Origin of the sequence: Pseudomonas sp. H26/SER47-MNA-CIBAN-0231 (genome assembly GCF_040310465.1) — a bacterium.
GTDB classification, from domain to species: Bacteria; Pseudomonadota; Gammaproteobacteria; order Pseudomonadales; family Pseudomonadaceae; genus Aquipseudomonas; species Aquipseudomonas atacamensis.
The window spans coordinates 21,417-44,311 of record NZ_JBEOPW010000012.1; the positions used below are offsets into that span (position 1 = coordinate 21,417).

A 22,895-nucleotide genomic window follows, 5' to 3' on the forward strand; every position below is an offset into this window, starting at 1 on the left:
AGCCTCGGCTGCTTCCGCAAATTGGGTCACGCTTTTGGCAGTGCCAGGCCTTGGCCCATCTGCACTGGCGAGCCGGCGACCAGCTCTTCAGCCCACTTCACCTGATCCGGGCCAAACAGCACGATTGCCGTCGAACCGAGCTTGAAGCGCCCCAGTTCCGCGCCTTTTTCCAGATGAATCGGTGCGCGTGCGGCTTCGTCGTAGCGGAAGGTTTTCAGCTCGCGCTTCGGTGGGGTGACCAGACCGGCCCACACGGTTTCAATCGAAGCGACAATCATCGCGCCAACCAGCACCACGGCCATCGGCCCGCGTTCGGTGTCGAAAATGCACGCCACGCGCTCGTTGCGGGCGAACAGCTCCGGGACGTTTTCGGCAGTAGTCTGGTTCACCGAGAAAATGCGGCCCGGGATGTAGACCATTTCGCGCAGGGTGCCGGCCAGCGGCATGTGCACGCGGTGGTAGTCCTTCGGCGACAGGTAAATGGTGGCGAAGTCGCCGCCCATGAACGGCGCTGCGTTGGCCGCATCACCGCCGAGCAATTCGAGCACGCTGAAACTGTGGCCCTTGGCCTGGAACACGCGACCGTGCTCGATCGGGCCGAGCTGACTCACCGCACCGTCGGCCGGGCTGAGGATCGCGCCCGGAGTTTCGTCCAGTGGACGCGCGCCGTCTTTCAACGCACGCGTGAAGAATGCGTTGAAGTGCTCGTAAGCGGTCAGGTCTTCGACCAGCGCTTGCGACATGTCCACTTGATAACGCTTGGCGAACCATTGGGTGAAGGCATTCTTGAACCAGCGCACACGGCATTCGGCGATGCAGCCGGCCAGGCGCGACAGCAGGTGATGCGGCAGCAGGTACTGGCTGAGGATAAACAGACGCTCTTTCATTAGTTGTCCTTAAAAACCTTAAATCTCGACTGGCGTGTCAGGGTGGTTGCCCCATTCGCCCCAGGAACCGGCGTAGCCCTTGACCCGCGGATAACCGAGGGCTTTGGCCACCAGATAAGTGAAGCCCGACCGGTGATGGGTCTGGCAGTGGGTAATGATTTCCTTGTCCTTGGTGATCCCGAGGTTTTCGAGGATCTGCGGCATGTCGCTGCGGATACGCAGCTGGCGGGCCTGGTCCATGCCGGCGGTCCATTCGAAATTGACCGCGCCGGGGATGTGTCCACCCTTGGCAGCGAGGACTTTCTCGCCGGAATACTCCAGCGGCCCGCGCGCATCCCAGATCGCCAGATCGGCGGCGCCGAGACGGCTTTGCAGGTATTCGCGGGTGGCGGTCGGTTCGTCGTGCAGGGTCAGCGAGACCGGGCCGCCGACGGCGGCCGGCACCTGAATCGACATCGGCATACCGTCCGCCAGCCAGGCCGGCAGACCACCGTCTATATAGTGGTACTTGTCGTGGCCAATGACATCGAGCAGCCAGATAAAGCGTCCGGCCCAGCCACCGCCCTCATCGTCATACACCACGTAGACCGCGTCTTTGCGATGACCGAGCTCACCAAACAACGCTTCCAGATCGGCCTTCGCCGGCATCAGCCCGGGCGCCGGTGGCTGGCCGAGCTGGGTGCGTTTCGGGTCGACAAAACGTGCGCCGGGCAAGTGACCTTCGGCATACCGGGCAGGGCTGGTCAGGTCCACCAGAATCAGTTCCGGGGACTCCAGACGCGGCAGCAGGTCGTTCGGCTCGATGACAAGCGGCAAGCCAGAGAAGTCAGACATGTGAGGTCTCCAGAGCACAAAGGGGAGGATTGTAGCGCAGGCTCATTGGCCACGGCTGCTAAAGCTGTGCAGGGCTTTTTCGATGCACTGCGCGGTTTTGCCGAAGGCTTGTACGGTGATGTCGGCGAACGGCCCGCCGCCCTGATCGGCAACGACGATCATGATTACCCGGCCGTTATTCACCAGTGAGCGCAAGAATAAGTGCTCGCCGCGAAACAGCGTGCGCAGGCTCGCTGGCAATAAGGCCGAGAATTGTGCGTTGTTCTCCGGCGTGATCCGCACCTGCGCCTGCTGAGCGAGCAGGCGCTGCAGGACTTTGCTTTGGCTGACGACAAAACTCAGCGCCGCCGCATCCTTCGGCAAACCGGCGGTCTGGTGTACGCGCAGGGTCGAGTGCGTGCGGTCGGCCATCAGAATCATCACCCGGCGCATGCCGCTGGCCACCAGTGCCTCGCGGGCTGCGACGGTCAGGCTCATGGCATTGGTGAAGCGGCTGGGCTCGGCGAGGAGTTCGGCGCATTGCCGACGCCACTGGCCCAGATCATCCGCATTCGGCGCTGCTGCCGGGAGCATGCCGGCCGGCAAGCGACGAGTGCCCCAAGGCCAGATCAGCGAAACCGCCGGGTGCCACAGATCAGGCATCGCATGCTGACGCGCGCTGTTCGCCGCTTGCTGGTGCAGCTGTTGCTGCACTTCGTCCATGGAAATCTGCAGATACAGGCTGGTCAGGTACTGCCAGCGCTTGCTGTGCGGACTGTCCCAGGCCTGTTGCGCCGACAGCGCCAGGCCGTTGGCCAGCAGCACGGTATTGGCGGGTTGATTGAGCCAGCGGCGTAGCGTCGGGTCTTCGTCGAGGCGATTCTGCTGGCGCAGCGGGTGCTCGCTGTCGCGGGCGATGCGCAGCACTTTGACCAGTTCGCGTTGTTCGCTGAGCAGCAATTTGTAGCCTTGCTCGACCCAGATCGGCAGATGCCAGGCCTGGACCAGTGCCTCGGCAATCTTCAACAGGCGCACGCCGAACAATTGCTTTTCGACCACCCGTGCCGACTCGCCCTTGTGGATCACCCGCAGTTCCCACTCTTCAAGCAACTGCGGATAGGTCAGCGCCAACGGCCACAGCGGCGACAAAAACAGCAGACTGCCCCAGTGGATGTCCTGCCACAGCCGCGCCAGGCGACTAGCAAAAAAACCATTGGCCTGCTGTGTCGCGTGTTGGCTGATCAACTGCAATTGGCGCAAAGCCTTGGGAATCTGCCGGTGCGGTTCGGCCGGCAGGCGCGCGAGCAATTCTTCGGTGCGGGCAAGGCCCAGGCGATTGATTGCCACCTCGAGATTTTCCGCTGGCGCGGCCATGGTGCCGTGGGTGTGACGATTCGCCTCACGGATGATGCTCAAGGCCAGCGCCGGGCTGTCCTGCATCAGATCGGCGATGTCGCGCAGCGAGCTGCGATTATCGCGGATCGCCCGGCAGACTTTGTCGTGAGCCTCTTGTGGTACGGGCAGGCGGACGCTGTCGAGCAGCTTGACCCAAGCCTGGAGGGTGCTCGGTTTTACCGATGGAATGTTCGTTTCATTAGCCATGTCTGGACGAGATCTTCACTGACTGTAGACGCGCCCGGCATGGGCTAAATTGGCTTTTCGCCTGAACTGGCTATAGTCTGGCGCAGTTTTGCCGATAAGTAGAAGAAGAGATTTTTTAACTTCCGAATATGACCTTGAACCCGACTTAAACAAGTACCTTCTACCTATGGCTAAAATTATCGGCATCATCGTCGTATTCGCGAGCGTGCTCGGCGGATACGTGCTCTCCCACGGCAAGATTGCCGCCCTGATCCAGCCCTTCGAGGTGATGATCATCGGCGGTGCGGCCCTCGGCGCATTCCTCCAGGCCAACCCCGGTTACATGACGATGCACGTGCTCAAGAAATCCCTGAGCATGTTCGGTTCGCGCTTCACTCACACTTTCTATCTGGAAGTGCTCGGGCTGATCTACGAGATCCTCAACAAGAGCCGCCGCGAAGGCATGATGGCCATCGAAGGCGACATCGAAGATGCCGCCGCGAGCCCGATCTTCGCCAAGTACCCGGCGGTGCTCAAGGATGAACGCATGACCGCGTTCGTCTGCGATTACCTGCGCATCATGTCCTCCGGCAACATGGCTCCGCACGAACTGGAAGGCCTGTTCGACATGGAACTGTACAGCCTCAAGGAAGACCTCGAGCACCCATCGCACGCGGTCAACGGCATCGCCGACGGCATGCCCGGTTTCGGTATTGTTGCGGCGGTACTCGGTATCGTGGTGACCATGGCCTCGCTGGGCGAGGGCGACCAGGCGTCGATCGGTCTGCACGTGGGTGCGGCACTGGTCGGTACCTTCTTCGGTATTCTCGCGGCCTACGGTTTCTTCGGTCCGCTGGCGCATTCCCTGGCCCACGATGCCAAGGAAGAGCTCAACGTCTACGAAGCCATCAAGGCCTCGCTGGTGGCTTCGGCGTCCGGCATGCCGCCGTCGCTGGCGGTCGAGTTCGGGCGCAAGGTTCTGTACCCGGCGCACCGTCCAAGCTTCGCCGAGCTGGAACAAGCGGTTCGCGGTCGCTAAGTCATGGAAAATAATCAGCCGATCATCGTCAAGCGCGTCAAGCGCATTGCCGCCGGGCACCACGGCGGGGCGTGGAAAATCGCCTTCGCCGACTTTGCTACGGCGATGATGGCGTTCTTCCTGGTGCTGTGGCTGCTGTCCACCGCTACGCCGGAACAGAAGATCGCCATCGCCGGTTATTTCAAGGACCCGGTCGGCTTCTCCGAAAGCGGCACGCCGTACATCATCGACCTCGGCGGTACACCGACCCTGGCGCCGGAAAACACCCTCAACCCGGAAGTGAAGTCGCAGCCGCAACCGGACAAGGTCACGGTCGACACCGATCAGGTTGAAGGCATGGCCGAGCAGGTCGAGAAGGAGCGTCTCGAACTGCTCCTGCAAGAACTGCAGAACAAGGTCGACGAGAACCCGCAACTGCAGAAATTCAAGGATCAGATCCTTTTCGAGATCACGCCGAACGGCTTGCGCATCCAGATCATGGACGCCGAGAATCGGCCGATGTTCGACTCCGGTTCCGCACGCCTGAAACCGTACTTCGAAGACATCCTGCTGGCCATGGCCGACACCATCAAAGCGGTGCCGAACAAGATCAGCATCAGCGGCCACACCGACGCCAAGCCGTTCATCGGCACTGGCGACTACGGCAACTGGGAGCTCTCGGCCAACCGCGCCAACGCGGCTCGCCGTGCCTTGGTCGCGGGCAGCTATCCGGATGCGCAGGTGGCGCGGGTGGTCGGTTATGCCTCGTCGGCATTGTTTGATCGGGAAAATCCGTTCAACCCGGTCAACCGCCGCATCGATATTGTCGTGCTGACCAAGAAAGCCCAGGCTGCCATCGAAGGTGCGCAAGGGCCTGATGCAGCGAAACCGGCGGATCAGGGTCAGAACGGTGCTGCTCCGGCAGCCCCGGTTGATCCGAATGCGCTGCCGGCGGACAAACAGCCAGTGCCGGCTCACGAGTTGCGCGAGCGGTTGAATCTGTTTGACGATGCGGCGCCGAAACCGGCCGAGCCGGGGAGTGCAGCGCCTGCGCCGAAGCAGTAAGTGAAAAAAAGCCGACAGTGATGTCGGCTTTTTTGTGGCTATCGCTTCATGCCCCCGACCATTTTCTTCGCGTTACTAAAATAATCGGGGACAGGCCGGTACAGTCTCAGAATCCCCGACGAATCCGGTTCTTCAACTGTTCATGAAACATCTCCGCATCGCGCTTGTAAGCCCCTTTCACCGATTCGCTGATCGAATCCAGTGCCATCGACCGCTTGTTCGACACCTCATCACGATACGCATCGATGAAGAAATCCAGGTCGCTGGCCGTGCTCAGCTTCGGCCACTTGTCCAGATAGATCGGCAGTTGCGCAGGTCCGGTCTTGAACGTACAGATCCGCCGATTGCTGATCGTCGCCTCGCCAATTTCGAAAGGCACCCACCACGACAGTGCTGTTGTCTCCGACACCACTGCCAGCAAATGCGTGCATTCGGTGATGTTGCGAGTGATGACCCCGGTGATGTCGTCCGTGGTCTGCGATTCCGGATCGAGGACATCGAGATATGTCCTGATCTTCGCCTGGGTCAGGCGGGTGTTGATGGCGATCGCATGGGCGCGATCCATGTGGCGATAGCTGATAAAGACTGGCATCAGAAATATCCTTTGAGGGCGAGTTCGCGGTAATAGGCGCCGAGTGCCGTCAGGCGGCAGCCGGTCGAGTGAATGGCGGCGTAGTACATGTGCTCGGCGTCGACCGGTTCGATCAGGCTGTGGCGGTTGCACTTCTGCAACTGGGCGAAGATCTCGCCGTGCTCAGGCACGAACGCCTTCTCGGTGGGTTCGTAGCTGGGGTCGAGCGGCAAGACCGATTCGGCTTCGGCAAACCAGTCGGGCAATTTGCGCAGGATCTCCTTGGGAATCAGCGGCGAGACTTCGCGCAGGGAAATGAACTGCGACACATTGGTCTTGAACACCGGACGCTGTTCCCAGGCACCGAGGGCGTTGTCGACGAAGGAATACAGACTGCCGGGGGTGATTTTGCCGAGGATATTCGCCGCGCCGCCATGCAGCGCTTGCAGGAGCAGGCCGGTGAACACGCCGTGCTGCGCGCCCTCCATTGCCGGCTCGGCTTTTTTGCAGGCGGTGAGGATGGTCATACCCTCGCTGACCATGCTGCTCTCGCTGCGCAGGGCGCGCACTTCTCCGGCTGAACCGCTTTCGCAGCAGTCGAGGATGATCATTTTGTTTTTGATCCGCGTGGCTTTGTCCGCCCAGTTGATAATGTCGCTGATGCGGATGCCGTTCTGGGCGTTGCGGTAGTCCTGCGGGATCAACATGCCTTCGTTTGTGTCGGCATCGAAACCGCCATGACCGGCGAAATACAGCAGGGCGACGTTGCAGTCACCGGAAAACAACTCGCGGATCTGGTCTTCGAGTTTTTCCCGGCTCAGGTAATCCTCGGCGGACGTCAGTACGACATTTTTGAAGTTGGGGTCGCCGTTGGCGTTGCTTTTCAATACCGAAGCCATAGCCATGGCGTCGTTGCAACAGCCGCTGAGCCCGCCGATATGCGTGTAATCGTTGATACCGATGAACAATCCTTTGCGCATGGTCACACCGCCTTGTGCAGGCGGATCGCGCCGGGGGTTCTGTGGGTATTGCTCGGGCGGGCGCAGCGAGACAAATGGCTGATGAACACAAGATGTTTTTTCATGGCTTTCCTCGATGGTCGCTGTGAGCGAAGGAGGAAAGAAATGTAGGCCGCTGGCTCAGGCCTACAAGGTCTGCGCGGCAAAACAGAAAGGTCCTGCAAGCAGTCGCGCAAGTGCCTACAGAAGAAGCTGACGTTTAAGAGAAGAGGGTGAGTCAGACGCAGTCCGACAACCGGCAGCCCATCGCGTAGGACTGCCGGCGTGGCTGTTTAATAGCCGTTTTCAGGCAGGCTGGCGATGATCGAGCGATAGCTGTTCATCCGTTGCTGCTGGATGCGGCCATCTTCCAGCGCCTTGAGCAGTGCACAACCCGGTTCGCGATCGTGCTTGCAGTCGCGGAAGCGGCAAGTGCCAAGCAGGTCGTCGAACTCGATGAAACCGGCTTCGACGTCGGCGCGGCTGACATGCCCCAGACCGAATTCGCGGATGCCCGGGGAGTCGATCAGTTCACCGCCACCGGGGAAGTGGAACAGCCGCGCAGTGGTGGTGGTGTGCGTGCCCTGACCGGACAGCTCGGACAATGGTCCGACGCGGGTTTCGACTTCCGGCAGCAGGCTGTTGACCAGCGACGACTTGCCGACGCCGGACTGGCCGACGAACACGCTGATGCGTCCGTCGAGCTGCTTTTGCAGCTGCTCCATGCCATCGCCGTGGTGCGCCGAGACTTCCAGCACCGGATAACCCAGCGTGCGATACACCGCCAGCAACGCGTTCAGCGCCGGGGCGTTCTGCTCGTCGATCAGGTCGAATTTGTTCAGCAGCAAAAGCGGGCGGATGCCGGCATGTTCAGCGGCGACCAGATAGCGGTCGATCAGGTTGGCGTGAGGCTCGGGCAGCGGCGCGAACACGATGACGATCATGTCGACGTTGGCAGCAACCGGCTTGAGCTGGCCACGGCTGTCGGGGCGGCACAGTTCGGTGCTGCGCGGCAGTTGCGCGACGATCACGCCAATGCCTTGGTTGCCGGCGCGCCAGACGACTTTGTCGCCGGTGACCAGCGCTGGCAGGTTGGCGCGCAAGTGGCAGCGGAACACTTGGCCGGCGAGTTCGCCGTCAACGGCTTCGACTTCGACCTGCACGCCGAAGTGGGCGATCACCAGGCCGTGCTGCTCAGGGCCAAGGTCGCCGCCCTCGAGGGCCTCGACCGCCGAGGACTCGCGTTTGGCGGCGCGTGCGGCGCGCTCGCCCTGAATCTTTTCGATGCGCCAGTTTTGACGACGATTGAGTTGGCGTTTGGCCATGGGTGTTCCGTCTGAAGAATGCAGCGATTAGGTAAAACGGCCGCGAGTTTAGCACGCCCGGCCACCGGCCTAGGCTAAACTGCGCAGCATTGCCTAGGAGCCCGAATATGCAAAACCCGCAGAACCTGATCTGGATCGACCTGGAAATGACCGGTCTGGACCCCGACAACGATGTCATCATCGAAATGGCCACCATCGTCACCGACAGTGAGCTGAATACATTGGCCGAAGGCCCGGTGATCGCCATCCATCACAGCGACGAAGTGCTCGCGCGCATGGACGAATGGAACACCCGCACCCACGGCAATTCCGGCCTGACCCAGCGTGTACGCGACAGCCGCATCAGCATGGCTGAGGCAGAAGCTGAGACCATCGCCTTCCTGGAAAAGTGGGTGCCGAAGGGCAAATCGCCGATCTGCGGCAACAGCATCTGCCAGGACCGTCGCTTCCTTTATACCCACATGAAGGCGCTGGAAAGCTACTTCCACTACCGCAACCTCGACGTCTCGACGCTCAAGGAACTGGCCGCACGCTGGGCTCCGGACGTGCGCGACAGCTTCAAGAAGGGCAGCACGCATCTGGCGCTGGACGACATTCGCGAATCGATCGCCGAGTTGCAGCATTACCGCAAGCACTTCATCAAGTTCTGAGGGAGCGGCTTTCCGCCTTCGCGAGCCTGCTCGCGAAAGGCGCGCCCTCTTCTGGTGCGGCGCTGAAATGGCTAGACTGCGCGCCTTCCTGCCTGGACTGCCACCATGTTGCTGATGCTCTATCTGATCGCCATTACCGCCGAAGCCATGACTGGCGCGCTGTCCGCCGGACGACGAGGCATGGACTGGTTCGGCGTGGTGCTGATCGCCTGCATCACCGCGCTCGGTGGCGGTTCGGTGCGCGACGTGCTGCTCGGGCACTACCCGCTGACCTGGGTCAAACATCCGGAATATCTGGTGCTGACCTCGGTGGCAGCGATGTTCACCGTATTCGCTGCGCGCTGGATGCGCCACCTGCGCTCGCTGTTTCTGGTGCTCGATGCAGTTGGACTGGTGGCATTTACCTTGATCGGTTGCATGACCGCGCTGGAAATGGGTCACGGCATGTTGGTGGCTTCCGTCAGCGGAGTCATCACCGGCGTCTTTGGCGGTATTCTTCGCGATATCTTCTGCAACGATATTCCCTTGATCTTTCGCCGCGAACTTTACGCCAGCGTCTCATTTGCTGCGGCGTGGTGCTACATGCTGTGTCTTTATCTCAATGTGCCAGGTGAACAAGCCATTCTGATCACTTTGTTTGGCGGATTCCTGTTGCGTCTGCTGGCCATTCGTTTTCATTGGGAAATGCCGAAGTTCGTTTATAACGACGAACAATGATTGATCGTGCGTCCTTGTCATTGAAGTTGATTAATGGCAAATATGTTGTTTGTGACTGGGGCGCGCATATTTCTTACACTTTTCACTTTGATCTTCGCTTGATGGGTATGTAGTTTTTTCGCTGACATATTTTCGATGTCAGTAGCAAATTACATTCTTACAAAGGAGCTGCATTGTGAGTGAAAGCATGGATGTTACAGATAATCAAAATGACAATCCGCCCACTCTGGCGGGGCTGTCCAGTTTAAAAGTCAAGTTTGACGCGGGTAATAATACTCAAAGCAGGGCACTTGTCGCTAATGGCCGAATGCAGGTCAAAGTTCAAGTACTCGTTGCCGGAGTAGACGCCGACGGCAACGCAATGCATGTACCCGCAGATGTAATGGAAAGCATCCAGCTTATTCATTACGCGACCGGCAAGACCTTGCGCGATGGCTGGGTCGCGAGCGCAGTCCAAGGGCGGTTTACGCGTGAGGCACGTCCTGCACCTGACGCCGAAGACAGGCACGACGATGATCTTGAGAATGACAGCGTTCATCCACAGGTTCGTACGTTCTGGGTTTCCTCATCGAGCGCCGGAACGACTGAGATCGGTGCGCGCCTGTCCGTGAACGGGGAAACAATCCTCAGTAACGGAACCACGCCTGCCAGTGTTCATTACAGCAGCGTGACTGTAGAAGCGGAAACGCCTTCGACATATGGTGTAGACGGAGTATTTCGGTTGTACCAGACCAGGATTGGTAATGAGTCGCCCGGCAACCGTATCTGGAAGTACCATTTGGGACTGTACCCGGGTGGGAAGCAGATCCGGCTGGTCGACTGGATTGCAGAGGGGGCAGAAGAGGGCAAGGATTACGATTTTGCGGGTGGTAACCGGCTTAACGAAATAAAAACAAATTACATGGAATGCATTTTCGTGCGTCCCGAGCAATCCAGTGTCGTCGTCTCTTTGCCTGACAGGGGTGATACGTTTGCATACACTTTTACCAGTGATGCGCAAACATGGAATTCGAAGCATTATCACGTTAATACTCAAAGCGACGGAGAGTTGACCATCGTCCAGGCTCTATCCGAATACTCGAAAAGCACCGGGCCACAAAAATATGGCGGCGTCCTCCACTTCATCGCCATCGATGAATATGGTACCGAGCATAAATTGGCAATCCGCGTGAATTTTCACGAGCGTAATTTATATCTTCAACGAGGCTGAGTTCGTTCACTGATGCAATGTCGGTGAATGTAGTAGATGTATATGCGTTTGGCATTTCGACTGCAGATAAGCTGCCATGTCGATGATCAGGCATATGCACGAAAGTGCTTTTCTGATGACTCGCGTTGGCCCTGCACTCTGTGTGGCCAGCGCACCCCCTCTCAAGGATGAGCGATCATGACTGGCAAACCGCCGAAGATCAAACCTGTATCTGTCCCAACCAAACCCTCCGATTCCAGCATCGATGTCTCCCACCGACCGTTGTCTTCGTCTTCGACAGTGGCGCATTTGACTGTTGCACATCATCAGGAACCGCTGCGTTCGCCATCTTCATCAGATCCGCTGGCGATAACGCCTGGCGTCAATGTGAGCACGACCACGACGTATTCCACATTCGACGAATTCCCAAGGTTTTCCGTGAACGATTCCCTGGAAAGCTACTGGATACCCTCGCAAGAGGGTCTCGATGAGTCCGTTGCTCTGGGTATCAAAACCTTGAAGCATCGCCAGTATGTTGCCGTGGCTGATAACCACATCGTGCAAGTGGTCCGAGACGCTGAGAGCGGTCTGCTTCGCGCCACGCATGCCAGAGAACTGCATCCTTCCGGTCCGCTGTTGAGGCCTGACAGCGAGGGCCGGTTGTGGCACCCGCTGGACGACCCTGAGTCGACCAATCCGCTTGCAACTGTCTATTCCGAACACAAACGCGCGGCAGAGCTGCTTACCGGCGCGGAATATTCAATAGAAGATTTTTCTCCATTGATGATCAAACGCTTGCTCGCAGTGAGCGGCGTAAGCACAACGATGCTGCACAGGTCCGGGATTCATCCCACCTCGCTGGCATTGCTGCAGGACACAGCGAGGCGTTTTGCCCTCGATCAAAAGATCCAGCTGTGCATCACCCAGGTGCAACATTCCGACCCCGCCGTGCGGGCGCAGGCCGATTCACGACTGCAGGCTTTGTTGCCGCCACGGGCAGATGATCTGAGCGAGCGCGTTATCGAACAATCCAGCGCCTTGCTTTTTGAGCAGAGTGAGCGGGCGTTCGAACTCGATTGCGATGACAACACATTGAAGATGCGGCAGATTTTTCCTGACCTGCCCAAGACAATCGCTCAGGCGTTGTGGCGAGAGGCCAGTGCCGCCGACCATATGCATTTGCGCCTGCGGCCGGGAATGCCGAGGCACATGGCAGAAAAGACGCTGGTGGCGCTACGCGAGGTGCGTCTCGCCAGGGCGTGCGCAGGAATCTATCTGGATTCGGTAGCCACTCTGGACAGTGATCTGCTGGCTTTGCAGATGATCGGCCAGCTTGAACTGTGGCCGCGACACATTCGTATCGAGATTCGTCGGCAAGCGTCAGAGGGTGAGTTGTTATGTGCTATTGGCGATGCTCGATCGCCAGTGCGTCACACATTTATTCGTCAGCATGAAGGCTACGTTATCCAACTCAGCGGCGTCCCGTCACCCCAAGGTCGGACGGATCTATTTGCCGCCGTCTGGCTCCTTTTACTGCCCGGGCAGCGCCAGTTGCTCGGTGTAGCGCAGGGCGGTGGTGCGGCTCTGCGGCAGCTGGTACGTGCACAGCCATTGCCGTCGCGCCAACATGTGAGCGAATTGCTGGGACTGGCACCGGTGCAGGTGACGGCGATTCCGGCCAGCGCCCAATACGTGCAAGCGGGGCTGCGAGGGGGCGGCGATGTCAACCCGACGTCGACAAAATCCGTTGAAGAGCGTGTCCGTGATCTTTATCCGCAGCTTGCCGAACAAGAACTGGCCATGTTCATTTCCGAGCGTCTGAAGTCGGACCCAGTCAGGGTCTTGGCTCGCCTGGAGACAGAATTGGCAACACTGCGTAGTGAGTTGGCGATCTGGAGTGCTGAAGAATTATCGACTCAAGCGGATGCATCGCAGGACCCAGCGCAATTCGCAGAACAACGCCAGGCTCGCGAGCGGTTCAGCGCAAAGCTGCAAGATATCTGGCAACGCAAGTCGGTTTCGAGGTGGGGGTACGGTGACTATCATTTTTCCCATCATGTCGATTTTTCCGCTGAGTTACCAAAACTATCCGCCAGGTTCGACTACGTAACAGAGTTGATACTGACTGTGGAAAAACCAGGCGCACGCATCGGCGCTTTTTTTGACAGTTTTCCCAATGTTCAATATTTGATGGTCACTGGTATAAAGATGGAGGACTTCCCGTCAGGAGTACTCCAAATGCGCCAGCTGCGTCAGCTTGTGCTGAACGATTGCTCGCTTGAATTATCTGAAGCCACGGCTGAAGGTTTGTCCAGGATCGAGACGCTCACTTTGTTGAATCTTGCCAACAACCCTCTCACTGTTGCTCCGCATGTAGGCTTCATGACAGGTTTGACCGAGTTGATGCTATATAACGCAAATCTTTCCAGCCTGCCCTCCGGTATAGACAGGCTTGGAGACCTTCGTGTCATGGCGTTACAGGGTAATAATATTTCGCACGTAGGAGACGATCTGTTCGATATTCCGGATACGCAAGACCTATACATTGGTTTGTTGAATAATCCGCTGAGTAACGAGTCGATGCGGCGGATTAATCAATATCTTGAAAATTCCAGTATGGACCGAAAGGTAGAAATCCAAACGGTCGAAGCAGTTTCAGACGTTGATTCCGAAAGTGATTCGTCGGAGAGCGGATTTTCAACAGGTTCAGATAGCGACTGAGTGTTGTCGAAAGTAACGGGTCGATCACGCTGCTAACATGATTTGGCAAACATAAACTACTCGCTAACTCCCCTTCTGATTCGGTTTGATTGAATTCGGAAGGGGTAACAGGCCATCTTGGGCAGAATCAAAGGGGTCGAAGGTTTAGTGTTGAAGTGCGTTACATTCAGATCGCATTTTTTGAAGTTGTTAGCATCTGTGTGAATTATTCATGATGATGTTGAAAGATTACTTCTTCACAAAATGTCAAATGTCGCGACTTCTTATATTCAGGTTCGATGTTAATACTCTGCTGAGCCCTTAAGGGGTGAAATATATTAATCAGCTGAGGTGTTATCAAATGTTTTACGAGGAAGTAGGTATATCCCGTATCGAGGTAAAACTCGACACCACGAATCATGGTCAGCACAAAGTGCTTTATGCCAACGGTCGCATGCAGGTGCGTGTGTTGGTGCTACTACACGGGATCGATAACAATGGCGACGGCGTATCGCTGCACGGACATCCCGCATTGCAGTCACTGCGGCTTATTGCCTATAACGGTGCTCGCCCATTGGAGGGAGAATGGAATGTATCGATTCAGGAAAATCGTTACGCTCACGAAATGTCGGGCGGCGCAACGCGACTGACAGAAGTCCCGCGGGTCATTGACAACCGGATCAGCAGCGCCGCAGATCCGGTACAGATTTTACAATTCTGGGTTTCGGCTTCCCGACCTGGAATCATGGAAGTGGCTGCCGAGATTTCCTTGAACGGCGCGGTATTGCGAAGTAATGGGGTTGGTTTCGACAGCAGTGTCACGCTGGAGGCGATTCCGCCGAAAGAGTACTCGCTGAGCGACTTTTCGTTGAGCAAGTATGACAAGAAGCAGAATCGGGGCCTGTATGAGTGGGTTCAGCACTATCATATTGGCCTGCGAGCGGATGGCAGGCAGGTTCACCTTCTTGACTGGTACAGCAGTGAAGTGAAACTTGATCCTTATGATTCCGAAGATGCGGTGCAGGTTTATGTGTCCGGGAATATTCCCGGTGAACAAGGTAGTCGCAAAACTTTTTATGGATATATGGCGCCTATATATGGCCTGCAGGCAACATTTCGCAGTCCCCATGGCTACGTCACCGTACCTATCAACAAAGTGCCTGGACAGTTGACGCTCGTTCAGTATGTTTCCGCTGACCCGCAAGCGGCGCGGGAAAGTGATAGCGCCTTCGAATTTGCCGTGATTGATGAATTCGGTTCGGAGCACCGGCTAAGTGTCGATGGTGATAAAAAGCAGCTCACTTTTATTCTGGATCAATCCAAGCGGTCAATGAAGCGACTTGTCTGACTTCTTGTCTGGTCAGCGTACTTCGCTGGCCAGTGTTGCCTGCCAAAATCTGAGTCTGGAAATAAAAGGACGATTCATTAATGGAAAGTAATTTCTCTCCCTCTGTTCATTCGAACGCTTTCAACTTCGGTGAGTTTGTTTCGGGAGGCGTTGATCCCCGTACGGGTATGTATACGTGTGCATTTTCGCTTGGCAAGTTGCACTCGGCAGATCTCAATGGTCCGGAGCTTGCACTTTCAGTGAGTTTCAATCCGCTCAATCAGGCCGATAGTGGTTTCGGCGTTGGCTGGTCTTTGACCCTGACCAATTATGACTTGCGCAGCAAAGTCATGACCTTGTCCAACGGTGAGCGCTACAAGGCTGTCGAGACGTCTGGCGGCCTGAAGTTCAAGGAAATGAAACTGCAAACGGCGAAGGTGTCAGTCACTGGAGCAGGGCGCTATGAAGTTCGATACAAGGATGGTCGGCGGGAACTGCTCAAAGTGTTGGCCGGTACTCAGGTCGCTGTCGCGGAAAAAATAATCGCGGCGAACGGCGTGAGCATTACGCTGAAACATGAGTTGTTCAACCAGTCTCCCCGTTTGGCCGAAGTCCGTGATGCCACGCGCTGCCTTTTGAAAATTTCTCGTACGGCAGGTCAGGTGACGTTGTCGCGATATCCCGACATTACTTCGAGCTCCAACTTCAGGCTGATTCTGAAAAACAGTCGGGTAACGGCCATCGAGCTTCCGGTGGGTAAAGGTTGGGAACTCGAGTATGAAGTCATCGCTGGGGCCAGCTATGTTCATCGCATCGTCAACCCGCTGCGCGGGGTCGAAATCGTTCGCTACAAGCGGCACGGCCACCGCTTCATCAGCGGTGTGGAACAGACACTGCCGTTTGTTATCGCTCACGATGTCTACCCAGGGCGCGGCCAGCCCAGAGTGTGCAAGACATACACGTACTCCGACCATAACTTCCTTGGGCAGCGCCTCCTTCCAGCCAAGGATAGTGACCTGGATCCGCTCTATCTGGCGCCCAGCAACTACGTCTACACCTCGGACGAGCACTTGCTGGTCAGCGGCAAAGTACATACCCGCATTAAACGCACCTACAACAAATTCCATCTGTTGGTGGCTGAGGTTACGAGCTGTGGCGACGCGCAGATCGCCACTGCCACGGAGTATCACTGTTCCGTTACCAAGCCGTTCAGTGAGCAGGTGGCCCAGTTCCGCATGCCTAAAGTCCATACGGTGACGTACCTCGATCGGCGCACCCAACAGCAGCGTGTGGAAACCACGATCACTGAGTTCGATGGCGAAGGTAACTTGCTCAAGCAGGTGGAGCCCACGGGGGTGACGACTACGACGGAATACTATCCGGCCAGTGGCGGGGATAACTGCCCGGAGGATCCGCTGGGCTTTTCCAGGTTCCCGAAAAAGAGGACGGTGATTGCTGCCGCATCGGAAGGTGCTTCGACAGTCACCTACTACGACTACGCTTTGCATCCGGCGCTGGAGGGTGCCGAACTGGCCTCTGTGTTACCGATCGAGGAGCGTTTTTTCGAAGTGGTGGAGGGTGTAGAGGTGTTGCGTTCGAAAACCGCACGCAGCTATCTGAATACGCCCCAGGATCCACTCAAGCATGGAGCCACAAAAGAGCAAAGTGTCACCCTGAATGATAAAAAAACCGCTATCGAATTTTCCTATGAGCTTGAGGGTGACAGGCTGCGAGTCAGGTCCAGCACGCGCGGATTCGACGGCGTGCTGCAGACCAGTGAGAAGGTGCTGTCGACGCTGACCGGATTACAGGTCTCTGAAGTCGGTGTCGATGGCGAGCACATCGAATATGAATACGATGCAATCGGCCGGGCCGTGGGCAAAACGGTTGCTGCCGGCACCCCCTATGCGGCCGCTACCCGGTGGGCCTATCTGGCCGCCAGCAAACAGCAGCCGGCGACAATGGTGACCACGGATCCGGCTGGCGGCGAGCAAAAAGTCGCCTATGACGGACTGGAGCGGGTGATCACCGTTCAGGAAAAGGACTGCGACCATCCCGACAAGGACGGTCTCATTCAGACACGCACGCTTTATTCTGCCCTGCATGATTCGGTCGGTCACAAGGTGAAAGTGACGCTGACTGATTGGCGTGATGGCAAGCCTTGTCCGGTCAGTACCCGCTACGAATTCGATTCCTGGGGCCAGGTCAGCAAGACGCTGCACGATGATGGGCGTATCGAACACAGCGAAGCGGATCCGGTGCTTCGCCAGCAAACCAATTGGCTCCAGGGCATGGGCAAGACGATCACCCTCGTCAATGATTTCGGTAAACCGCTGAGTGTCGAGAGCTTCAATCTGAAGAACAAGAGTCTGGGCAAAACCGTTTACACCTATGACGGTTATGGGCGCACAGCCAGCCAGACAGACCCTGTCGGCAACACCAGCCGATATGAGTACGACGTTTTTGACCGAATGACCCGCAATGTACTGCCCGACGGCAGTAAGGTCGTGACCGAGTACGCCGAGCATAGTGATGAAGGGCTGGCGATCGACATCAAGGTCGGTGACAAAGTGCTGGGCCAGCAAACGTATGACGGTTTGGGGCGGTTGATCCAGAGTACTGTGGGCGGGCGAAAGTCCGAGGCTGGCTATGAAGCGGGCTTCACTCAGCCACAGTGGTACAAGAGTGCTGATGGCAAAAAAACCGAATTCACTTATTTGCGGGAACTGGGCGGTTTGCTGACTGAGCGCAAGGCAGAGGACCTGGTCACAACCATGACCTATGACCCCGTCAGTGGCAAACCCTTGACCTGTACCGAAAGCGGCAGGAGCCGCAGCTTTGCCTATCACCCTTCCGGGCGCCTGAAATCCGAAACGACGACCTTCGGCGCTGTCACGAAAGCAACGTCCAGTACCTGGTCCCTGCAGGGGCGACCGATCAGCCACGTTGATGTGCTCGGTACCGACAACAGATCCGAATACGATGAGTTCGGCCGCCTTCTATCCGCCTCGCAAGGCTTGCTGACAACCGAGTTCCACTACAACGCCCGGACGGGGATGCTGGAGTGGACGAAAACCGAAGACACCTCGATCAAGCGTCAGATGATCACCCGGTTCGCCTATGACGATATCGGTCGTGAAACCAGGCGTACATTCGAGATTCAGGGTCAGCCTGACCAGACCCTCGAATCGGCTTACACGCTGGCTGGCAAACTGGCGCAGAAAGTGTCCAGACGTGGCACTCAACTCTTACGTGATGAACAGTTCACCTACGACGTGCGCGGGCGCTTGATCCAGTACGACTGTGCTGGCACCCAAAAGCCCCGTGACCCGTATGGCAAGGAAATTATCCAGCAGACGTTCACCTTCGATGCGCTGGACAACATTCTTACCGTGCAGACGAAGTTCCCGCTGGGCGTGAATCTGACCACATTCAGTTATGACAATCCCGATCCGGTACAGCTCAGCGCAGTCAAACATTCCCATGTCGACTATCCACCAGCAGCGACGCTGGAATACGACGCCAACGGCAGGATGATCAAGGACGACCAGGCGCGAACGCTGGCCTATGACGCGTTCGGACGTCTTGAGCAATTGTCCGACGCGGGGGGATCAGTGTTCCGTGGCTACCATTACGACGGTTTCGACGATCTGGTTGAACTGTCGCAACCCGATAAGGCGACTGTGCAGCGTTACTACCACGCAGGCCGGGTCGCCAATGAGGTCAGTGGTGAAAATTCATCCAGTGTCGTGCGTCACGGTGGCGCGCTTGTGGGACAGCGGCAACTCGGTCTGAACGGCAGCGCGCAGCTGTTTGGCACCGATCAGCAGCAAAGCGTGCTGGCAACACTGGGTAAGGAGCACCTCACCGATTGCGCCTACAGTCCTTATGGGCACCGTCCTGCCGACGGCGGATTGTTCAGCCTGGCGGGGTTCAACGGCGAACAGCTGGATCCGGTTACCGGGCTGTATCTGCTCGGCAACGGTTACCGGGCCTATAGCCCGACACTGATGCGTTTTCTTTGCCCCGATAGCATGAGTCCGTTCGGTGCGGGCGGATTGAATGCCTACAGTTATTGCCTGGGGGACCCGGTCAATCGGGTTGACCCTACCGGGCATGTCTCCTGGCAATCGATCCTGGGCATCGGTCTCAGTATTCTAGGGATTGTTGCCAGCGTGGTGACGATGGGCGCGGCGACGCCATGGGCAGTGACGGCACTGGGGCTGGCGGTTGCTTCAGGCCTGGCGGGTATTGCCAGCGAGGTGGTCAATGAACTCGCACCGGGTTCTCAAGCGGGCGAGATATTGGGCTGGATCAGTTTTGGTCTCGGGCTGGCTTCGGTGGGGGCAGGGCTGGCAGCTGGTGCCAAAGCGGGCATCAATGCTGGCAGGAAACTGGCTGGCGCCTTCAAGCAAGGCCTGAGTAGTAAAGGCTCCAAAGCAGCGGGTCGAGAGATGGCCCGAGGTATGATCAAGGGCAAGGGAAACAAGGCGGCGGCCAAGGCTAAGGCGAAGGCCAGCGCGGCCGTTCAGGAAGAGGCCGAAAAACCATGGTCACTCGTCAGGGTCAATCCCAAAAATAACATGCTTGAGAAAAGGGGGCTTACGGGCTTGCTTGAAAAGGCCGAAACCTTCATGCAGCACATTGAGGCGGGTAACTCCCCAACGTCTTCTGCAGCGCTGATTCATGCCGAATACACGCCAATGTATGGTCCATCCGGCTCAGCATCTAAGTCGATGCATCTCTATCTGTCGCAAGGAGACCGAATATATATGACCGAAAACGCCAAGGAGAGGATCGCGGTCATCAACCAGCTGGGTGGTCATTTAAAGGAAAAAAAGAAAGGGTAAGCCTGGAACACGCAGCGAAACGATACAAAGCGAAAGCAGGAACACTCAAGGTCCGGCTACGACTTGAACATCGCGCTCGCCGGTTTCGCAAGCTCGCGGCGGGCGTGCCGTTCCAGTGCCCACTCGACATGTTCCCTGACCAACTCTGACGGATAATCCCGTCGCGCCTTCAATGCTTCCAGCACCGGAATCGTTGAAGGCGCATTACCCAGTCCCACCGCCAGATTGCGTAACCAGCGCTCGTACCCGGCACGCCGCAATGGCGAACCTTCGGTGCTGCTTAGAAACTTCTCTTCATCCCACAAAAACAACTCGGCCAACTGTGCGTTATCCAGATTGTGCCGTGGCTTGAAATCGTTTTCCCCAGTCGGCCGGGCAAAACGGTTCCACGGGCAGACGATCTGGCAATCGTCGCAGCCAAACACGCGATTGCCAATCAACGGCCGCAACTCTTCGGGAATCGCGGTTTTCAGCTCGATGGTCAGATAGGAAATGCAGCGCCGCGCGTCCAGCACATAGGGGCCGACGAAGGCGTTGGTCGGGCAGATATCCAGGCACGCGGTGCAACGCCCGCAATGTTCGCTGCTGTGCGGTTCGTCCACCGGTAGCGGCAGGTCGACGAACAGTTCGCTCAAGAAAAAATAACTCCCGGCCTTGCGGTTCAACACCAAGGTATTTTTACCGATCCAGCCCAGTCCAGCCTGTTCGGCGATGGCTTTTTCCAGCACTGGCGCACTGTCGACAAAGGCACGAAAACCGAACGGGCCGATCTCTGCCTGGATCCTGTCGGCCAATTGTTGAACACGTTTACGGATCAATTTGTGGTAATCGCGGCCCAAGGCATAACGCGACACGTAAGCCTTTTCCGGTTCAGCCAGGCGTTTGGCCATTTCGGTATCGCCCGGCAAGTAGTCCATGCGCAGGGAAACCACGCGCAACGTGCCCGGCACCAGCTCGTCGGGGTGCGAGCGTTTGCTGCCATGGGCGCCCATGTAGTCCATTTCGCCGTGATAGCCGGCGTCGAGCCAGCGTTGCAGATGCTGCTCGTGCTCGGCCAGGTCCAGACCGCTGATGCCGACTTGCTGGAAGCCCAGCTCGCGGCCCCAATCCTTGATCGATTGGGCGAGGGCGGGCAGGTCTGTGGTGATGGCGGACATGAGGCGAGAGAAACCGGAGCTGAGGTGCGTATAATTCTGCCAGACATCGGAGCCCGAAGACGCATGCCGCAGACGAAAGATGAATTACCCGACGCGCTGTACCGCGCCGCGCAGGTGCGAGAACTCGACGCGCGGCTGATCGCCGCCGGCACGCCGGGCTTCGAATTGATGCAGCGCGCCGCCCGCGCGACATGGCGCGCACTGGTGCGCAAGTGGCCGGCAGCGAACGAACTGACGGTGCTCGCCGGGCACGGCAACAACGCCGGCGACGGTTATTTGGTGGCCGGGTTGGCGCTGCGGGCCGGTTGGACGGTGCGCGTTCTCGCCGTCGGCGATCCGCAGCGTTTGCAGGGCGATGCCGCACTGGCCCATGCCGAATCGGTGGCTGCTGGTGTTGTGGTGCAAGGCTGGCAGGCACAAAGCGAGCTGCGCGGTGTCGTCCTCGATGCGTTGCTCGGCACTGGCCTGAGCGGCGAAGTGCGTGAGCCCTATGCATCGGCGATCAGGGCGATCAACGCCTGCGGCTTGCCGGTAGCGGCGGTCGATATCCCGTCCGGGCTATGTGCCGATACCGGGCGTGAACTGGGCGTCGCGGTCCGCGCCGATCTAACGGTGACCTTCATTGCTATGAAGGTCGGGCTGTTGACCGGTGATGCTGCGGATCATATCGGTGAGCTGGTCTTCAGCGACCTGCAAGCCACCGACGAAATTTTCAGTGACATTCCTGTCTGCGCTCAGCGACTGAGCGCCGCTAATCTTCCAGCACTTGCGCCGCGTGCGCCGACCTCGCACAAGGGCCGCTTTGGCCACGTGTTGCTGATCGGCGGCGATCACGGTTTCGGCGGGGCGATTCTGCTCAGCACGGAAATGGCCTTGCGCGGCGGCGCGGGCATGGTTTCGCTGGCAACTCGCCCAGAGCATGTGCCGGCGGCGCTGACTCGGGTGCCGGAGGCGATGGCGCTCGGCACCTCGTCAGCCAATCAACTGATGGGTCTGCTGGAAAAGGTTTCGGTATTGGTGGTCGGGCCGGGACTCGGTCAGGCCAGTTGGGGCCGTGCCCTGTTGTCGGCGGCCGCCAATGCTGCGTTGCCGCAAGTGTGGGACGCCGACGCGTTGAACCTGCTGGCCAGCGATTTTGTCCAGTTGCCCAAGGATTGCGTGATCACCCCGCATCCGGGTGAGGCGGCGCGCTTGCTTGGCATCAGTACCGCCGAAGTGCAGGCCGATCGCCCGGCCGCTGCTCTGGCGTTGAGCAAAAAGTATTCAGCGGTAGTGGTTCTGAAAGGTGCCGGCAGTCTGATCGCCCATCCAGATGGGCGTCTGGCCCTCTGTCATCAGGGCCATCCGGCGATGGCCACAGGCGGGTTGGGTGATGTGCTGGCCGGTCTGACCGGCGCATTGCTGGCCCAAGGCATGGACGCGTTCGATGCGGCATGCCTGGCTGTCTGGCTGCACGCCAACGCGGGTATGCAACAAGGCAAATTCGGCCGTGGGCTGGCGGCCAGTGATCTGATTCCAGCCATTCGTCAGTTGTTGGAGGAGCAAGCACCGTGTCTGAAGTAACCCTGTACCTGGCCGATGAACAGGCGATGAGCGACTTTGGCGCACGGATCGCCCGCGTCACCCAGGGCCATGGCCTGATTTTTCTCGAAGGCAATCTGGGTATGGGCAAAACCACCCTGTCGCGGGGCATCATTCGCGGTTTGGGGCATGTTGGTGCGGTAAAAAGTCCGACCTTCACATTGGTCGAGCCCTACGAGATCGGTGACATTCGTGCCTTCCACTTCGACCTGTATCGCCTGGTCGATCCCGAGGAGCTGGAGTTTCTCGGCATCCGCGACTACTTCGAAGACGATGCTCTGTGCCTGATCGAATGGCCCGATAAAGGTGCAGGCTTTTTGCCAAAGCCTGACCTGACCATTACCATTAGCCCGCAAGACAGCGGGCGTTCGCTGAAAATTTTAGCCCAGGGCTCGCGTGGCGAGGCCTGGTGTGCCGCTTTGGCATTGGAATCCAATTAAATGATGGGGTTTGGTATGCGCTTTCG

Annotated in this window: 17 protein-coding genes; 10 read left to right on the forward strand and 7 right to left on the reverse strand. The window is 57.9% G+C overall.

Annotated features, from left to right (window positions below; all coding sequences use genetic code 11):
- Window positions 1-26: 26 nt before the first annotated feature.
- The 3 genes from asd to AAEZ10_RS18195 are packed head-to-tail and all read right to left on the reverse strand — an operon-like array spanning window position 27 to window position 3,302.
- A complete protein-coding gene (gene asd / locus AAEZ10_RS18185; protein WP_024011354.1) occupies window positions 27-887 on the reverse strand; it encodes an archaetidylserine decarboxylase in 861 nt (286 codons plus the stop codon).
- Between the two features lie 18 nt (window positions 888-905).
- On the reverse strand, window positions 906-1,721 hold the full coding sequence (rhdA, locus tag AAEZ10_RS18190; RefSeq protein ID WP_273526398.1) for a thiosulfate sulfurtransferase: 816 nt from the start codon (window positions 1,719-1,721) through the stop codon (window positions 906-908).
- Between the two features lie 42 nt (window positions 1,722-1,763).
- Window positions 1,764-3,302: an HDOD domain-containing protein gene (locus AAEZ10_RS18195; protein WP_350570367.1), complete on the reverse strand. Its 1,539-nt coding sequence runs from the start codon at window positions 3,300-3,302 to the stop codon at window positions 1,764-1,766.
- A gap of 166 nt (window positions 3,303-3,468) precedes the next feature.
- Here AAEZ10_RS18195 and motA point away from each other — a divergent pair, with 166 nt between their 5' ends.
- Window positions 3,469-4,320, forward strand: a complete 852-nt coding sequence (gene motA / locus AAEZ10_RS18200; RefSeq protein ID WP_024011357.1) for a flagellar motor stator protein MotA — start codon at window positions 3,469-3,471, stop codon at window positions 4,318-4,320.
- A gap of 3 nt (window positions 4,321-4,323) precedes the next feature.
- Window positions 4,324-5,364 carry a flagellar motor protein MotB gene (motB, locus tag AAEZ10_RS18205; protein WP_350570369.1) on the forward strand — a complete coding sequence of 347 codons (1,041 nt, stop codon included), beginning with the start codon at window positions 4,324-4,326 and terminating at the stop codon, window positions 5,362-5,364.
- A gap of 106 nt (window positions 5,365-5,470) precedes the next feature.
- On the opposite strand, the gene AAEZ10_RS18210 is transcribed toward motB, so the two are convergent.
- The 3 genes from AAEZ10_RS18210 to rsgA form a co-directional block, all read right to left on the reverse strand.
- On the reverse strand, window positions 5,471-5,956 hold the full coding sequence (locus AAEZ10_RS18210) for a toll/interleukin-1 receptor domain-containing protein (protein ID WP_041480739.1): 486 nt from the start codon (window positions 5,954-5,956) through the stop codon (window positions 5,471-5,473).
- The gene (locus AAEZ10_RS18215; RefSeq protein ID WP_350570372.1) at window positions 5,956-6,915 is read right to left on the reverse strand and encodes a caspase family protein; all 960 of its coding nucleotides are present in this window, start codon (window positions 6,913-6,915) and stop codon (window positions 5,956-5,958) included. The genes AAEZ10_RS18210 and AAEZ10_RS18215 overlap by 1 nt, the downstream gene beginning before the upstream one ends.
- Before the next feature lie 311 nt (window positions 6,916-7,226).
- Window positions 7,227-8,258: a small ribosomal subunit biogenesis GTPase RsgA gene (rsgA, locus tag AAEZ10_RS18220; RefSeq protein WP_024011360.1), complete on the reverse strand. Its 1,032-nt coding sequence runs from the start codon at window positions 8,256-8,258 to the stop codon at window positions 7,227-7,229.
- A 107-nt stretch (window positions 8,259-8,365) separates the two neighbouring features.
- On the opposite strand from rsgA, the gene orn reads away from it, so the two are divergent.
- From orn to AAEZ10_RS18250, 6 genes are all read left to right on the forward strand, one after another.
- Entirely contained in the window at window positions 8,366-8,908 is a 543-nt protein-coding gene (gene orn, locus AAEZ10_RS18225) for an oligoribonuclease (RefSeq protein WP_016771957.1), read from the forward strand.
- A 105-nt stretch (window positions 8,909-9,013) separates the two neighbouring features.
- On the forward strand, window positions 9,014-9,625 hold the full coding sequence (locus AAEZ10_RS18230) for a trimeric intracellular cation channel family protein (RefSeq protein WP_122707720.1): 612 nt from the start codon (window positions 9,014-9,016) through the stop codon (window positions 9,623-9,625).
- A 175-nt stretch (window positions 9,626-9,800) separates the two neighbouring features.
- The gene (locus AAEZ10_RS18235) at window positions 9,801-10,835 is read left to right on the forward strand and encodes a hypothetical protein (RefSeq protein WP_350570375.1); all 1,035 of its coding nucleotides are present in this window, start codon (window positions 9,801-9,803) and stop codon (window positions 10,833-10,835) included.
- A gap of 177 nt (window positions 10,836-11,012) precedes the next feature.
- Window positions 11,013-13,535 carry a hypothetical protein gene (locus tag AAEZ10_RS18240; protein WP_350570377.1) on the forward strand — a complete coding sequence of 841 codons (2,523 nt, stop codon included), beginning with the start codon at window positions 11,013-11,015 and terminating at the stop codon, window positions 13,533-13,535.
- A 340-nt stretch (window positions 13,536-13,875) separates the two neighbouring features.
- Window positions 13,876-14,862 carry a hypothetical protein gene (locus AAEZ10_RS18245; protein ID WP_339100644.1) on the forward strand — a complete coding sequence of 329 codons (987 nt, stop codon included), beginning with the start codon at window positions 13,876-13,878 and terminating at the stop codon, window positions 14,860-14,862.
- Between the two features lie 80 nt (window positions 14,863-14,942).
- The gene (locus AAEZ10_RS18250) at window positions 14,943-19,691 is read left to right on the forward strand and encodes an RHS repeat domain-containing protein (protein WP_350570379.1); all 4,749 of its coding nucleotides are present in this window, start codon (window positions 14,943-14,945) and stop codon (window positions 19,689-19,691) included.
- 56 nt (window positions 19,692-19,747) lie between these two features.
- On the opposite strand, the gene queG is transcribed toward AAEZ10_RS18250, so the two are convergent.
- Window positions 19,748-20,848: a tRNA epoxyqueuosine(34) reductase QueG gene (queG, locus tag AAEZ10_RS18255; protein ID WP_073471674.1), complete on the reverse strand. Its 1,101-nt coding sequence runs from the start codon at window positions 20,846-20,848 to the stop codon at window positions 19,748-19,750.
- Window positions 20,849-20,911: 63 nt separating this feature from the next.
- On the opposite strand from queG, the gene AAEZ10_RS18260 reads away from it, so the two are divergent.
- Window positions 20,912-22,411: an NAD(P)H-hydrate dehydratase gene (locus AAEZ10_RS18260; RefSeq protein WP_273526414.1), complete on the forward strand. Its 1,500-nt coding sequence runs from the start codon at window positions 20,912-20,914 to the stop codon at window positions 22,409-22,411.
- A complete protein-coding gene (gene tsaE / locus AAEZ10_RS18265) occupies window positions 22,399-22,869 on the forward strand; it encodes a tRNA (adenosine(37)-N6)-threonylcarbamoyltransferase complex ATPase subunit type 1 TsaE (RefSeq protein ID WP_016771950.1) in 471 nt (156 codons plus the stop codon). The genes AAEZ10_RS18260 and tsaE overlap by 13 nt, the downstream gene beginning before the upstream one ends.
- Window positions 22,870-22,895 lie beyond the last annotated feature (26 nt).